The sequence below is a fragment of the Ramlibacter sp. P4_H7 genome (assembly GCF_056400765.1).
In genome coordinates, this window is the sequence record NZ_JBFUKP010000003.1 from 41,708 (window position 1) to 56,754 (window position 15,047).

7 protein-coding genes are annotated in these 15,047 nt (G+C 68.0%); 5 read left to right on the plus strand and 2 right to left on the minus strand.

What is annotated here, in order from left to right; all coding sequences use genetic code 11:
* The first annotated feature begins 435 nt into the window (after positions 1–435).
* The 5 genes from AC1DSA_RS05445 to AC1DSA_RS05465 all read left to right on the plus strand — a co-directional run bounded on the left by AC1DSA_RS05445 (position 436) and on the right by AC1DSA_RS05465 (position 12,726).
* Positions 436–6,234, plus strand: a complete 5,799-nt coding sequence (locus tag AC1DSA_RS05445) for a beta strand repeat-containing protein (protein WP_477886857.1) — start codon at positions 436–438, stop codon at positions 6,232–6,234.
* A gap of 63 nt (positions 6,235–6,297) precedes the next feature.
* Entirely contained in the window at positions 6,298–8,010 is a 1,713-nt protein-coding gene (locus AC1DSA_RS05450) for a type I secretion system permease/ATPase (RefSeq protein WP_477886859.1), read from the plus strand.
* Entirely contained in the window at positions 8,007–9,335 is a 1,329-nt protein-coding gene (locus AC1DSA_RS05455) for an HlyD family type I secretion periplasmic adaptor subunit (protein WP_477886861.1), read from the plus strand. The genes AC1DSA_RS05450 and AC1DSA_RS05455 overlap by 4 nt, the downstream gene beginning before the upstream one ends.
* 174 nt (positions 9,336–9,509) lie before the next feature.
* On the plus strand, positions 9,510–10,547 hold the full coding sequence (locus AC1DSA_RS05460) for a glycosyltransferase family 4 protein (protein WP_477886862.1): 1,038 nt from the start codon (positions 9,510–9,512) through the stop codon (positions 10,545–10,547).
* Positions 10,548–10,557: 10 nt separating this feature from the next.
* Positions 10,558–12,726, plus strand: a complete 2,169-nt coding sequence (locus AC1DSA_RS05465; protein WP_477886864.1) for an amylo-alpha-1,6-glucosidase — start codon at positions 10,558–10,560, stop codon at positions 12,724–12,726.
* A gap of 55 nt (positions 12,727–12,781) precedes the next feature.
* Here AC1DSA_RS05465 and AC1DSA_RS05470 read toward each other — a convergent pair whose 3' ends face one another.
* Positions 12,782–13,624, minus strand: coding sequence for a universal stress protein (locus AC1DSA_RS05470; protein WP_477886866.1), 843 nt, complete (start codon positions 13,622–13,624; stop codon positions 12,782–12,784).
* Between the two features lie 148 nt (positions 13,625–13,772).
* Positions 13,773–14,933 carry a glycerophosphodiester phosphodiesterase gene (locus tag AC1DSA_RS05475; RefSeq protein WP_477886868.1) on the minus strand — a complete coding sequence of 387 codons (1,161 nt, stop codon included), beginning with the start codon at positions 14,931–14,933 and terminating at the stop codon, positions 13,773–13,775.
* Positions 14,934–15,047: the final 114 nt, after the last annotated feature.

Consider the following 15,047-nt stretch of genomic DNA (forward strand, 5'->3'; position numbering starts at 1 on the left):
ATGAAAACGAAAGGCCCAGCGAAACACCCGCCCGACCGGACCACCGCCGGGAGATCCGAAGGACGTCCCTCCTATGGCCTTCCGGGGTGACGATCGGCAAAGTGCCTTCACTCGATGGAGAGTCACGCGCGCGTTGGACTGCCGGCCGCAGGGCCCGGCCCGGGGCGCCAGCGTGAGGATGGAGCTTGCACGCAGCCAGGTCCTTCCATTTTCTCCATCGGCTTAAAGCAGTCGTCTGGGTTTGGGCATTCGTGTCGAACGAGCGATAGCAGGTCCGCTCGACTCGATGGCTCGAACGGGCCAACTCGTCCGTTTGGCCTGTCTTGTCCGGAGCAAAGCGCACGATAGTGCAGCGGGCACTTCGTAAAGTCAGAACCAATTGCGGTTCGGAGGCGAGGCGAACATTCCTCGCGCTGAACCCCAGGAGTTGTATTGATGGCCACCAGCACGACGAGCACATCGACGGTTTCCTTCAACCTCACCCCGCAGGCCAAGGATGACGTCTACAGCCTCACGGAACAGGGCCTGCTGGGCGGCATCTACAGCGGCGCGACCCTGAACGCGGACGGTTCCGTCACGCTCAACGTGATGGCCAACGACCTGGGCGGCACGGCAAAGACGATGTATTCGGTGGACGACACCTCGGGGTCCCTGCTGACGAAGGATGCGGACACCACCAGCACCGCGGACTACACGACGACGTGGGAGAGCACGGCCGGTGGCAACCAGGTTCGCATCGTCAACGGTTGCGTCGAGTTCCGCCTCATGGAAGGAACGACCGTCAAGAGCATCCGTGCGCTGGATGCGAACGACTCCGTCACGGACACCTTCCTGTACGCCATCCGGATGGCCAACGGGACCCTGAGCTGGGCGTCGGTGACCGTCACGATTTCAGGACAGGACACGGAGGCGGCAGGTGCGCTCGGATATTCCGGCGTGGCGGCGGAAGGTGGTTCCCTCAGCGCGAACCTGAGCGCCACGGACGCCGACGGGAACATCACCGACATCGGCTACCAGTGGCAGGTCAAGCTCGGCGACGGCACGTGGCAGAACATCGCCGGCGCCAATGCGCAGGCCTTGCACATCCCTTCCGACCAGAGCATGGTCAACCAGCACGTCCGCGTGGTCGCCGTCACGACCGACCAGTGGGGCGGCACCACCGTCTTCACGGGCAACGAGCAGACGATCGCGAACGTGAACGACGCCCCGGCCCTCACGCTGGCCCAGGCCGTCCTGGGTGCCGGCTCGGAGGACCAGCCCTATGTCGTGACCCGGGCGAACCTGCTTGCCGGATTCACCGACGAGGACGGCGACGCCCTGAGCGTGTCCGGGCTGGCGGCGAACCACGGCAGCGTGACGGACAACGGCGACGGCACCTACACCATCACGCCCGCGCCCAATTTCAACGGCACGATGACGCTGACGTACAACGTTATCGATGGCAACGGCGGCAGTGTCGCGGGGCAACAAACCTACAGCGTGGCCGCGGTGAACGACGCGCCCACAGGATCGGCCACGGCGAGCCTCGCCGCGGGCTCCGAAGACACCGCCTACGTTGTCACCGCCGCCAATCTCCTGGCGGGCTTCACCGATGTGGACATCGCCACCAATGGCCAGGTGCTGAGCGTGTCCAGCCTGGTGGCCAACCATGGCACCGCGGTCGACAACCACGACGGCACCTTCACGATCACGCCCGCGCCCAACTTCAACGGCACCATGACGCTGACCTACAGCGTTATCGATGGCAATGGCGGCAGCGTCGCGGGGCAGCAAACTTACAGCGTGGCCGCGGTAAACGACGAGCCGACCGGCGCCGCCACGGCGAGCCTGGCAGCCGGCACGGAAGACACTGACTACGTTGTCACCGCCGCCGACCTCCTGACAGGCTTCACCGATGTGGACATCGCCACCAATGGCCAAGTCCTGAGTGTGTCCACGCTGACCGCCAACCACGGCTCGGTGGTGGACAACCATGACGGTACGTTCACGATCACGCCCGCTGCGAATTTCAACGGCACGATGACGTTGACGTACAGCGTCCTCGATGGCAACGGCGGCAGCGTGGCAGGGCAGCAGACGTACAGCGTAGCCGCGGTGAACGATGCGCCCACAGGGTCGGCCACGGCCAGCCTCGCCACGGGCACCGAAGACACCGCCTACGTTGTCACCGCCGCCGATCTCCTGGCGGGCTTCACCGATGTGGACATCATCACCAATGGCCAAGTCCTGAGTGTGTCCGCGCTGACCGCCAACCGCGGCTCGGTGGTGGACAACCATGACGGTACGTTCACGATCACGCCCGCTGCGAATTTCAACGGAACGATGACGCTGACGTACAGCGTGGTCGACGGCAATGGCGGCAGCGTGGCGGGACAGCAGACGTACAGCGTGGCCGCGGTGAACGATGCGCCCACCGGATCGGCCACGGCCAGCCTCGCCGCGGGGACCGAAGACACCCCGTACGTTGTCGCCACCGCGGACCTCCTGGCCGGCTTTACCGACGTGGACATCGCCACCAATGGCCAGGTGCTGAGTGTGTCCGCGCTGACCGCCAACCACGGCTCGGTGGTGGACAACCACGATGGGACATTCACCATCACGCCCGCTGCGAATTTCAACGGAACCATGACGCTGTCCTACAGCGTCACAGATGGCAACGGAGGCAGCGTCGCGGGGCAACAAACCTACAGCGTGGCCGCCGTGAACGATGCGCCCACCGGCGCCGCCACGGCAATCTTGGCAGCGGGCACGGAAGACACTGACTATGTCGTCACCGCCGCCGACCTCCTGGCAGGCTTCACCGATGTGGACATTGCCACGAACGGCCAAGTGCTGAGCGTATCCAGCCTGGCGGCCAACCATGGCACCGTGGTCGACAACCACGACGGCACCTTCACGATCACCCCTGCGCCCAACTTCAACGGCACGATGACGCTGACGTACAGCGTCGTCGACGGCAATGGCGGCAGCGTGGCAGGGCAGCAGACGTACAGCGTGGCCGCGGTGAACGATGCGCCCACAGGATCGGCCACGGCGAGCCTCGCCGCGGGCACCGAAGACACCGCCTACGTTGTCACCGCCGTCGATCTCCTGGCGGGCTTCACCGATGTGGACATCGTCACCAACGGCCAGGTGCTGAGCGTGTCCGGCCTCGTGGCAAATCACGGCTCAGTGGTCGACAACGGCGACGGCACCTTCACGATCACGCCCGCGCCCAACTTCAACGGCACCATGACGCTGACGTACAGCGTCACCGATGGCAACGGAGGCAGCCTCGCCGGCCAGCAAACCTACAGCGTAGCCGCGGTGAACGACGCGCCGACCGGCGCCGCCATCGCAATCTTGGCAGCCGGCACGGAAGACACTGACTATGTTGTCACCGCCGCCGACCTCCTGACAGGCTTCACCGACGTGGACATCGCCACCAATGGCCAGGTGCTGAGCGTGTCAAGCCTGGCGGCCAACCATGGCACCGTGGTCGACAACCACGACGGCACCTTCACGATCACGCCCGCGCCCAACTTCAACGGCACGATGGGGCTGACCTACAGCGTTATCGATGGCAATGGCGGCAGCGTCGCGGGGCAACAAACCTACAGCGTCGCAGCCGTGAACGACGCGCCCACCGGCACCGCCTCGGCAAGCCTGGCAGCGGGCACGGAAGACACTGACTACGTCGTCACCTCCGCCGACCTCCTGGCCGGCTTCACCGACGTGGACATCGCCACCAATGGCCAGGTGCTGAGCGTATCCAACCTGGCGGCCAACCACGGCACCGTGGTCGACAACCACGACGGCACCTTCACCATCACGCCTGCTGCGAATTTCAACGGGACGATGACACTCAGCTACAGCGTCGTCGACGGCAATGGCGGCAGTGTGGCAGGGCAACAGACGTACAGCGTGGCGGCAGTCAACGACGCACCCACCGCCGCGAACCTCAGCGCGCCCGAAACCTACACCGAAGACACGCCATTGAACTTGACGGACATCGTCGTTGCCGACGTGGACAGCACCACCGTCACCGCGACGCTGACTTTGTCGAACATAGCCGCCGGCGCCCTGAGCACCGGCACCTTCGGCACAGTGACGTCGACGTTTAGCGCCGGAACCGGCACCTGGACGGCCAATGGTTTGGTGGCGGACGTGAACGCTGCCCTCGCGGCCGTGACGTTCAACCCCGCCCTGAATTTCAACGGCAGTTTCACCGTCGCCACCAGCGTTAGCGATGGCACGGACACCGTCACCGGCAGCAAGTCCTTCACTGGAGTCGCCGTCAACGACGCGCCCACGGCCACAAATCTCAGTGCACCCGAGACCTATACCGAAGACACCCTGCTGAACCTCACGGACATCGTCGTCGCCGACGTGGACAGCACCACCGTCACCGCAACGCTGACGCTCTCGAACACGGCCGCAGGCGCGCTGAGCACGGGGACCTTCGGCACGGTGACCTCCACATTCATTGGAGCGACTGGGACTTGGACGGCCAGCGGATCCGTCGCGGACGTGAACGCAGCACTGGCTGCGGTGTCCTTCGCTCCGGCACTGAACTTCAACGGCAGCTTCAGTGTCGCAACCAGCGTCAGCGACGGCGTGGACACCGTCACCGGCAGCAAGTCCTTCACTGGAGTCGCCGTCAACGACGCGCCCACGGCCACAAATCTCAGTGCACCCGAGACCTATACCGAAGACACCCCGCTGAACCTGACCGACATCGTGGTCTCGGATGTCGACAGTGCCAACGTCACCGCCACCCTGACGCTGTCGAACACGGCCGCCGGCGCCCTCAGCACCGGCACGTTCACCGGGGTGACCTCGACCTACAACGGCACAACCGGCGTCTGGACCGCGAGCGGCGCCATCGCAGGCGTCAATGCCGCGCTGGCCGCCGTCGCATTCACGCCGACACTGAACTTCAACGGCAACTTCAGCGTGGCCACCAGCGTCAGCGACGGCGCGGCAACCATGACCGGAAGCAAGTCGTTCACCGGCACCCCGGTCAATGACGCGCCAGCCCTCACGGGAACGCAGGCGACCCTGGCCGGCGGTACGGAGGACACCGCGTACACGGTGAGTGCAGCCAACCTGCTGGCGGGCTTCACGGACGTGGACGGTGACACGCTGAGCGTGGCGAACCTGCAGGCCAACCACGGCACGGTGGTGGACAACGGCAACGGCACCTACACCGTGACCCCGGCCCCGAACTACAACGGCACGATGGCGCTGACGTACAACGTCGTAGACGGCCAAGGCGGCACCGTGAGCGGCACGCAAACCTACAACGTGGCGGCAGTCAACGATCCACCGACTTTTACTTCGAATCCAACTCTTGGGACACTTCACGAGCACCTGATCAACCTCGCGTTCAACGCCTTTGACTCGAAGATCGTTGGCAGCGTCGCCGCAACGGATGTCGAAGGCAGCACGCTGCAGTACTCGCTCGTGAGCGACAACTCTGGTGGTGCATTCAAGATCGATGCAAGTACGGGGCAGGTCAGCGTTCGGGACGTCTCTCTCCTGGACTACGAGAGCAGTTCCTTGTCCACCGACATCAACGGCAAGTTCTTTACCCTGGTGGTGCGTGCGAGCGACGGTGGCTCCTCGACCGATCAGACGGCAAAGGTCTATGTCACGGACGTGACCAACACGACGACGAACGCAAATATCAACTTCGTGGACGGCGATGCGAACGGAAATACCTTCAGCCTCAACAACGGCAACGATGTCGCCTTCGGTGATGGCGGCAGCGACACGTTGACGGGCCAGGGAGACAACGATTGGCTATTCGGAGGTGCAGGAATCGATTCGCTGACTGGAGGCAATGGCAACGATGTGCTGTATGGCGGAGCGGGCGTCGACACGCTGACGGGCAGTAACAACGCCGATACGTTCGTGTTCGGGGACGGATGGAACAACGGCGTTGACACAATCTCGGATTTCAACCGTGCAGAGGGCGACACCTTGTTGCTCCTCAACGATCAGCAGGGCCTGTTCACCGAGTTGCCAGCCGGCGCGCTGTCCGCTTCGCAGTTCCTCTTTGGCGCCGGCGTCACCGGCGCCGCTACCGCCGATCAACGGGTGATCTACGACACCAACACCGGCAATCTCTATTTCGATCACGACGGAGCCGGGGGCGACGCTGCGGTGTTGTTCGCGACACTTTCCAAGGTGGGGGGAGCCGCACCGGCCTTGCTTGCCACCGACGTCGTGGCCGGACCGCTGCCGCTGTGAGAGGACACCGCAAGCACCAGCCTCCATCGCGGTGCGTTCACAGGTTTTCGAAGGTGAGCTCGCATGAAAGACCTTAAGGCGCAACTCCGCGCACCTCTGCTCCACGTCGCGGGCTTCTCGGTGCTGATCAACCTGCTCCTGCTGATCCCCTCGATCTTCATGCTGCAGGTGTTCGACCGCGTGCTCGTGTCGCGCAGCACGGACACGCTGGTGGTGCTGGCCCTGGGCGCCGGATTCGGCCTTCTCATGCTGATGGCGCTCGATTACGTGCGGGCCCGGCTGCAGGGGGTGGCGGGCAACCTGATCGCCGACACGCTGGCGCCGGTGGTCACCCGGCTCACGGTGGCCCAGCGCGCCCGGCAGGGCAAGCCGATGGCCGAGGCGCTGCGCGACATCGGCGCCCTGCGTGCGGCCTTCTCGGCGCAGGGCCTGCTTGCCGTGTTCGATGCGCCCTGGCTGCTGGTGTACGTGGCATTGATCTGGCTGGCGCATCCCTACCTGGGCATGACGGCAGCAGCGGCCGCCTTCGTGATGCTGGTGCTCGCGGTGCTGAACGACGTCCTCACCCGCCGCGACATCGAGGCCCTGCAGAAGTCCGCGGCCTCGGCGACGCGCTACCTGGAGGCGTCCTTCGCCAACGCCGAAGTCGTGCAGACCCTCGGCATGGCCGATGCACTGCTGGCGCGCTGGCAGCAGCAGAACGCCGAGGTGGCCGCGCTGCAGCGCCCGACGGCCCGCAAGACCGTGGCGATGGCCGCCTTCACCCGCACGCTGCGCCAGGCGGTGCAGATCGTGATGCTGGCGGTGGGCGCCTGGCTCGTGATCGCAGGCCATGCCTCGCCCGGCGTGACGGTCGCCTGCACGATCCTGCTCGGCCGCGCGCTGGCGCCGGTCGAACAGGTCGTCGGCAGCTGGAAGATCCTGGCGGAAGCGCGTGCCGCATTGCGCCGCCTCGCCGGCCTGCTCGCGACCGCCGACCAGGCTACGCCGCGCATGGAGCTGCCGGCGCCGCGCGGCGAGCTCAGCGCCCAGCAACTCGTGTTCCGCGCACCGGGCAGCGACCGCATCCTGCTGGCGGGCGTGTCGCTGCACCTCGAGGCCGGCGAGTCGCTGGCGATCGTCGGCTCCAGCGGCGCCGGCAAGTCCACGCTGCTGCGCCTGCTCTCCGGCCTGTGGCGGCCCACGGCGGGGACGGTGCGCCTCGACGGCTTCGACGTAGCGCAATGGCCGCGCGAACAGCTCGGGCCGTGGCTGGGCTACGTCCCGCAGGACGTCGAACTCTTCGCCGGCACGGTCGCCGACAACATCGCGCGCCTCGCGGTGCCCGATTCGGCCCAGGTCGTGCAGGCGGCCCTGCGCGCCGGCGTGCACGACCTGATCCAGGGGCTGCCCGACGGCTACGACACCTGGGTCGATCCGGCATCGGCACTGCTGTCGCCCGGCCAGCGCCAGCGCATCGCCCTGGCCCGCGCCCTGTACGGCAACCCCAAGCTGCTGCTGCTGGACGAGCCGAACTCCAACCTCGACGGCCAGGGCGAAATGGCGCTGGCGCAGGCGCTGAAGAACCTCAAGGGCCAGGTGACCGTGGTCGTCGTCACCCACCGCACCACGCTCGTGCAGCACGTGGACAAGATGCTGGTGATCGACGCCGGCAAGCCGCAGCACTATGGGCTGGTGGCCGACGTCATGAAGGACATGCAGGTGAAAGCCCCGCCCGGGCAGGCGCGCCCGAAGGTCGTGCCCATGCCCATGCACGCCATGGAGACGGCCTCGTGAACGCCGCCGCCATCACCCCCGTGCTGCACAACCCGCACCTGCGGGAAGCCCGAAGCCTCGCCCGCGCCGGGTTGCTGGTGCTGGCCCTGGGACTGGTCCCCGCGGTCGCCTGGCTGGCCACCGCGCGGCTGGCCTCGGCGGTCGTCGCGCAGGCGCACGTGAAGGTCGACCTCGACCGCATCCCGGTGCAGCACGCCGAGGGCGGCATCGTGCGCGAGGTGAAGGTGCGCGACGGCCAGCGCGTGCAGAAAGGCGAGCCGCTGCTGGTGCTGGGCGACGTGGGCGTGGATGCCGACCTCAACCGCCTGGGCTACCGGGTGCAGGCCGAGCGCGCGGGCGTCGTGCGTTACGAGGCCGAACAGGGCGGCGCCGGCACGCTGGCGTTCCCGGCCGACCTGCAGCAGGCGGCCCAGCAGGACTCGCGGCTGGCGGAGCAGCTGGCCAAGGAACGCGCGCTGTTCACGGCGCGGCGCGAGGCCCTGGTGGGCCAGGTGTCGCTGCTGCGGGCGCAGCGCGACAAGATCGGCCAGGAGCTCGCGTCGCTGCGCGCGCAGATCGAACAGGCGCAGTCGTCCATGGCGCACCAGCGCTCCGAGCTGGAGCGCAACCGCCAGATGCTCAAGGAAGGCTTCATCTCGGACACGCGCATCTCGCAGCTGGAAGCCTCGGTGGCCGACTACGGCGTGAAGCTGGAGGAGCGCCGCTCCGAGCTGGCGCGCGCGGGCCAGCGCATGGTGGACACGGACCTGAAGATCAAGTCCCTGGAGAGCGATTACCGCCAGCAGGCCAGCGACCAGCTCAAGATCGCCATGGTCCGCATGTCGGAGATCCAGCAGGAACTGCGCAAGTCCACCGACGCGTCGCAGCGCCAGGTGATCGTGGCGCCGGCCGCGGGCGAGGTGATGAACCTGCGCTTCACCAGCCCCGGCACGGTGATGAGCCCCAGGGAAGCGATCGTCGACATCGTGCCGGCCAATCCCAGGCTGCTGGTCGAGGCGCAGATCCGTCCCGAGGACATCCGCCGCGTGCAGCAGGACCAGCCGGCGCACATCCGCTTCAGCGCCTACAACGCGCTGACGACGCCCATGGTGGCGGGCAAGGTGGTGTACGTGTCCGCCGACCGGAACGTGGACCGCCAGACGCAACAGCCCTGGTACACGGTGATGATCGAAGCCGACCCGGCCTCGCTGCACGACGCCGGCCGGATCAGCATGCAGGCGGGCATGCCGGCGGAAGTGTTCATCCAGGGCGAGCTGCGCACGCCGCTGGAATACCTGGTGGAACCGGTGACCCTGCTGCTGCGCCGGGCCGGCCGCGAGCGCTGAGGCAACCGTAGAGCGCGCGGCGCCTGCCGCGCACGGTCCAGGTGCGCCGGGCCAATCCTCGCGCCGCGTCCGTTGCCGTCCTACACACGGCGGAGCGCGGTCTGGTCTACGGTAGGGACTTCCTGGACCCGCCCATGTTGCGGCGGCACTCCCGGACTGTCGAGGAACCCACCGATGAAGATTGCCCAGGTCGCCCCCCTGATCGAGAGCGTCCCACCCCAGACCTATGGCGGCACCGAACGTGTCGTCCACTACCTCACCGAAACGCTCGTGGACATGGGCCACGACGTGACCCTGTTCGCAAGCGGCGACTCCAACACGTCCGCGCGGCTGGTCCCCATCGTCGACCGCGCGCTGCGGCTGCATCCCGGCAAGCCCGACCATGTCATCTGGCACACGCTGATGCTCGACCGCGTGCGCGAGCTCGCCGGCTCCTTCGACGTGATCCATTTCCACATCGACGCGATGCAGCTCCCGGTGGCGCAGCAGTTGCGCACACCCAGCCTCACCACGCTGCACGGGCGCCTGGACCTGCCGGAGCTGGTCCCGCTGTACCGCCGCTTCCACCGGCACCCGCTGGTGTCCATCTCGGACAACCAGCGCACGCCCCTGCCCTGGGCCAACTGGCTGGCGACGATCCACCACGGCCTGCCGCCGGACCTGTACGACTTCCATCCCGCGCGCGGCGACTACTTCGCCTTCGTGGGCCGCATCTCGCCGGAAAAGCGCTGCGACCGCGCCATCGAGATCGCCATCGCCTGCGACACGCCGCTGCGCATCGCGGCCAAGGTGGACCGGGTCGACAGGGAATACTTCGCGCAGAAGATCGAGCCGATGCTGGCCCATCCGCTCATCACCTTCGTCGGCGAGATCGACGACGAGGCCAAGAACGACTTCATCGGCAACGCGCGGGCGCTGCTGACGCCGATCGACTGGCCCGAGCCTTTCGGGCTGGTGCTGATCGAGGCGATGGCCTGCGGAACGCCCGTGATCGCCTATGCCCACGGATCGGTGCCGGAGGTCGTCGACGATGGCGTCACCGGCTTCATCGTGTCCAACCAGGAGCAGGCCATCGCCGCGGCCCGCCAGGTGGACCGCCTCGACCGGCGGGTGTGCCGCGCCACCTTCGAGCGGCGCTTCGCCGCGCCCGTCATGGCCCGCAAGTACGTCGAGCGCTACCGCGAACTCGCGCTGACCCGCGAGCCCGCCTGAGGAGCCGGCCATGCCACGCAGGAAGATCCAGGTCGACGACAAGTGGTACGTGCTCGCGACCTTCGCGCACCACGAGCAGCCGCAGGTGCTGAAGAACGACGAGACCTTCGGGATGTTCGACCGCTTCGGCGACATCGCGGTGCTGGCCCCCGGCCAGGAGGGCCTGTACCACAACGACACGCGCTACCTGTCGCACCAGGAGCTCACCATCGACGGCGCGAGGCCGCTGTACCTGGGCTCGTCGGTGCAGGAGGCCAACAGCCTGCTGGTGATCGACCTGATGAACCCGGACCTCACGGTGGACGGCAAGGTGGTGCTGCCCAAGGGCACGCTGCACGTGCACCGCACCAAGCTGCTGTGGAAAGGCGTCTGCCACGAGGCCATCCGCCTCAGCCACCACGGCGAGGAGGCCGCCACCGTGCGGCTGGAGATGACCTTCGACGGCGACTTCGTGGACCTTTTCGAAGTGCGCGGCATGCAGCGCACGCAGCGCGGCGAGCGCAGCGCACCGGAGGTGGGCCGCTCGGAAGTGGTGCTGCCCTACCGCGGCCGCGACGGGCTGCTGCGCCGCACGCGCGTGCGCTTCGATCCGGCCCCGAAGGCCGTCGACGCCGGTCGCGCCAGCTTCGAACTGCGGCTGGACCCCGGCGAGGAAACGCACGTGTACTGCTGCGTGCTGTGCGAGTGCGAGGGCGAGCCCGCGCCGCGCGCGCTGGGCTACTCGGCGGCGCTGCAGGAGAACAATGCCGCGCGGGCGCGGGGGCGCAACTCCAGCTGCAGCATCAGCACCTCCAATCCGCTGGTCAACCTGTGGCTGGACCGCTCGGTGTCGGACCTGGCGATGCTCACCACCGATCTGCCCACCGGCCCCTACCCCTTCGCCGGCGTGCCCTGGTACTCGACCACCTTCGGGCGCGACGGCATCCTCACCGCGCTGGAATACCTGTGGATCGACCCGTCGCTCGCGCGCGGCGTGCTGGGCTTCCTCGCGGCCACGCAGGCGACCGAATCCGACCCGGAACGCGACGCGGAGCCCGGCAAGATCCTGCACGAGGCACGCGCCAGCGAGATGGCCAACACGCGCGAGATCCCTTTCGGCCGCTACTACGGCACCGTGGACGCGACGCCGCTGTTCCTGGTGCTGGCGGCCGCCTACTGGCGCCGCACCGGCGACACCGCCCTGCTCAAGTCGATCTGGCCGAACCTGCTGGCCGCGCTGCGCTGGATCGACACCTTCGGCGACCCCGACGGCGACGGCTTCGTGGAATACCAGCGCAAGAGCAAGGACGGGCTCACCCAGCAGGGCTGGAAGGACTCGCACGATTCGATCTTCCACGCGGACGGGCAGATGGCGGACGCGCCCATCGCGCTGTGCGAGGTGCAGGGCTACGTCTACCAGGGCAAGAGCATGCTGGCCGAGGTGGCGCACGCGCTGGGCGATGCCGTCCTCGCGGACCGGCTGGTGCAGGAGGCGGACCAGCTCGCCCGCAAGTTCCAGACCGCGTTCTGGTGCGAGGATCTCGGCAGCTACGCGCTGGCGCTGGACGGCGACAAGAAGCCCTGCCGCGTGCTGGCGTCCAACGTGGGCCACTGCCTGTGGAGCGGCATCGCATCGCCCGCCCATGCGCAGCGCGTGATCCAGACCCTGATGGGGCCGGCCTTCTTCAGCGGCTGGGGCATCCGCACCATTGCGCAGGGGCAGCCGCGCTACAACCCGATGTCCTATCACAACGGGTCGATCTGGCCGCACGACAACGCGCTGGCGGCCGCGGGCATGGCGCGCTACGGCCGCACGGCCGAGGCCGGGCAGATGCTGACCAGCCTGTTCGAGGCCAGCCTGCACTTCGACCTGCACCGCCTGCCGGAGCTGTTCTGCGGCTTTGCGCGGCGCGACGGCGCCGGCCCGACGCTGTACCCGGTGGCCTGCTCCCCGCAGGCCTGGGCGGCCGCCGCGCCCTTCGCGATCCTGCAGGCCTGCCTGGGGCTGGAGCTGGAGGCGAACGGCACGGCGATCCGCCTGCACACCCCGCGGCTGCCGGCCTTCATCGACTGGCTGCGCATCGAGCGGCTCGGCTCGCCCGGCGCCAACTGCGACCTGCTGCTGAAACGGCACGAGCGCAGCGTGGGCGTGGAGGTGCTGCGCAAGGATGCGCAGGTGAGCGTGACGGTGGTGGCGTGACGCGCACCGGGACTCGCCGGGGCCTGGGCCGCCGCGTTTCCTGCGGGCCAGGTCGTCAATGCGACAGCAGCAAGGGCAGGGTCATGGATTGCAGCAGCGTGCGGCTGACGCCGCCCAGCACCCACTCGCGCGCCCTGCCGTGGCCGTAACAGCCCATCACCAGCAAGTCCGCGTCCAGGTCGAACACCCGCGACAACAGCAGTTCTCCCAGCGCGGCGGGCTCCGGCCCGCCGCGGTGCCAGACCGCCGTGACGCCGTGCAGTTTCAGGTAGCCATCCAGGTCCAGGCGATGGCCGCCGACGCCGGTTTCGCCGGGGTCTCCCCAGGTGAGGATGTGCACGTGGGAGGCGCGCTGCAGGAAAGGCATGGCCGCGGTCACGGCCCGCGCCGCCTCCGGCGTCTCCTTCCAGGCGATCGCGACGGTGTCGCTGACGGGTGCGGCCCAACCGGTGGATGGGACGACGACCGCCGGGCGGCCGGAGGTCGCCAGCACGGACTCGACGAAGTGGGATGGCACCGAGCGGGCCGCCTCGTCCCGCGGGTCGTGCTGGCCCAGCACCAGCAGGTCGGCGAACAGCGCCTGCTGCACGAAGGCGCCCACCAGCGGCACTTCGCTGGTCTGGCTCCAGGTGGCGCCCGGGCCGGCCGCCGTCATCGCCCGGGCGAAGGCCTTCCGCACGCCGGCGCGGCGCTCCTCGTCCAGCGCCATCAGGTCGGCGGCCAGGCTGGGCCCGACCGCCGGCGTGTAGGGAAGCTCCACGAAGGACGGAACGCCGGCGTAGAGCGCAGCCAGCGCAGCGCCCTGCTGCCCGGCGATCTCCCGTGCGGCCGCGAGGCGGTGCGGGGTCGACTGGGTCGGATCGAGGTGCACCAGCACCTGCTGGAAGGACGTTGCCATGGAGCGGCTCCTTGAGTGGAGACTCCTGCACGTTAGGCCGCTGCCCACGGAAAGAATTGATGCCCGTCAAGATGCGGCTTGCGCCCGAGCCGGTCGCGGCGCGCGAGCTTGCACTGCGCGCCCGGGCGGGCGGCCCAACGCTCGATCTTCAGCGCAGGCTGTCGCGCGCCGCCACGCCGGTCGCGGGGAAGTCCGTGAACAGGCCATCCACGCCCAGCCGCATGTAGTAGGCCATCTCCGCCAGCGGATCGGCAAAGCCGTAGCCGCTCGCGTCGTTGCGGAAAGTCCAGGTGTGCACCAGGAGGCCGCGGGCATGCGCCAGCTCGATCACGCCGGTGCTGCCGTCCACGCGCCGGTCGTTGATGGTCAGGATGCCGTCGCCCGTGCGATCGATGCCGTCCGCCACCGTCTTCACCAGGTAGGGCTTCCACGGGCCGATCGCGTCGGCGTAGCCGCTCACGAAGTCCAGGCCGCCCGGTGTCAGCAGGTCGGCGAAGGTTCGCGGGTCGCCGGCCACCACGAAGTCGTAGGGCCGCTCGAAGGGCGGGACGAGGGACAGGCTGCCATCGGCGCGGACGTCGTCGGCGTCGATCAGCTGCACCAGCCGCATGTTGGTCTGCGTGCGCAGGTACTGCAGGTTGGCCACCTCGAAGGACTGGATGAAGACCGGCGCGCCGCGGCCCCGCCCGAATGCCTCGTGCAGCTTGGCGACCAGCTTGTCCTCGAAGGTGTGCAGGCCGAAACCGACTTCGACCGCGTGGAAGGTGGAGTGCTTGATCTCCGGATAGATGCCGACCCGCCGCTTCGCCCCCTTGGCGAGCGCGATGATCTCGTCCAGGGTCGGGATCTCGTAAAGGCCGTTGAAATTCTGCGGCCGGGCGGGATTCGATTGAACCGCGCGCAGGGTCTTGATCTCGGCGAGCGTGAAGTCGCTGGCGAAGTACGCCGTGGTCGACACGCCGTCGAGATTGCGCGTGGACTTGCGGCTCGCCGGGAACTTGCTCGCGATGTCGGTGGTGTTGTCCAGGATCGGCTCGTGCCGCGCGACCATCACGCCGTCGCGTGTGAGCACGAGGTCCGGCTCGATGAAGTCGGCGCCGACATCGATCGCCCTCTGGTAGCCCGCCAGCGTGTGCTCCGGCAATTCGCCCGCCGCGCCGCGGTGGCCGATGACCAGCGGCAGCTTGCCGAGGCCCTCGCCGACCGCCCGTGACTGCAGCGAAGCATCCGCCGCGCCGTCGCCTCCACCGCCGCATGCCGCCAGCAGCCCCGCAGCGGCCGCAGCCGCCATCCATTCGCGTCTGTCCATGGTGCACCTCCTGAGGAATGCCATTCTGCGCACTGTCCTGCTGGACTGTGACCGGCCGGTGACGGGAAATTCGCCGCCTTCGGCACCGTTGAGCTCACACGCGCTTGATCCAGC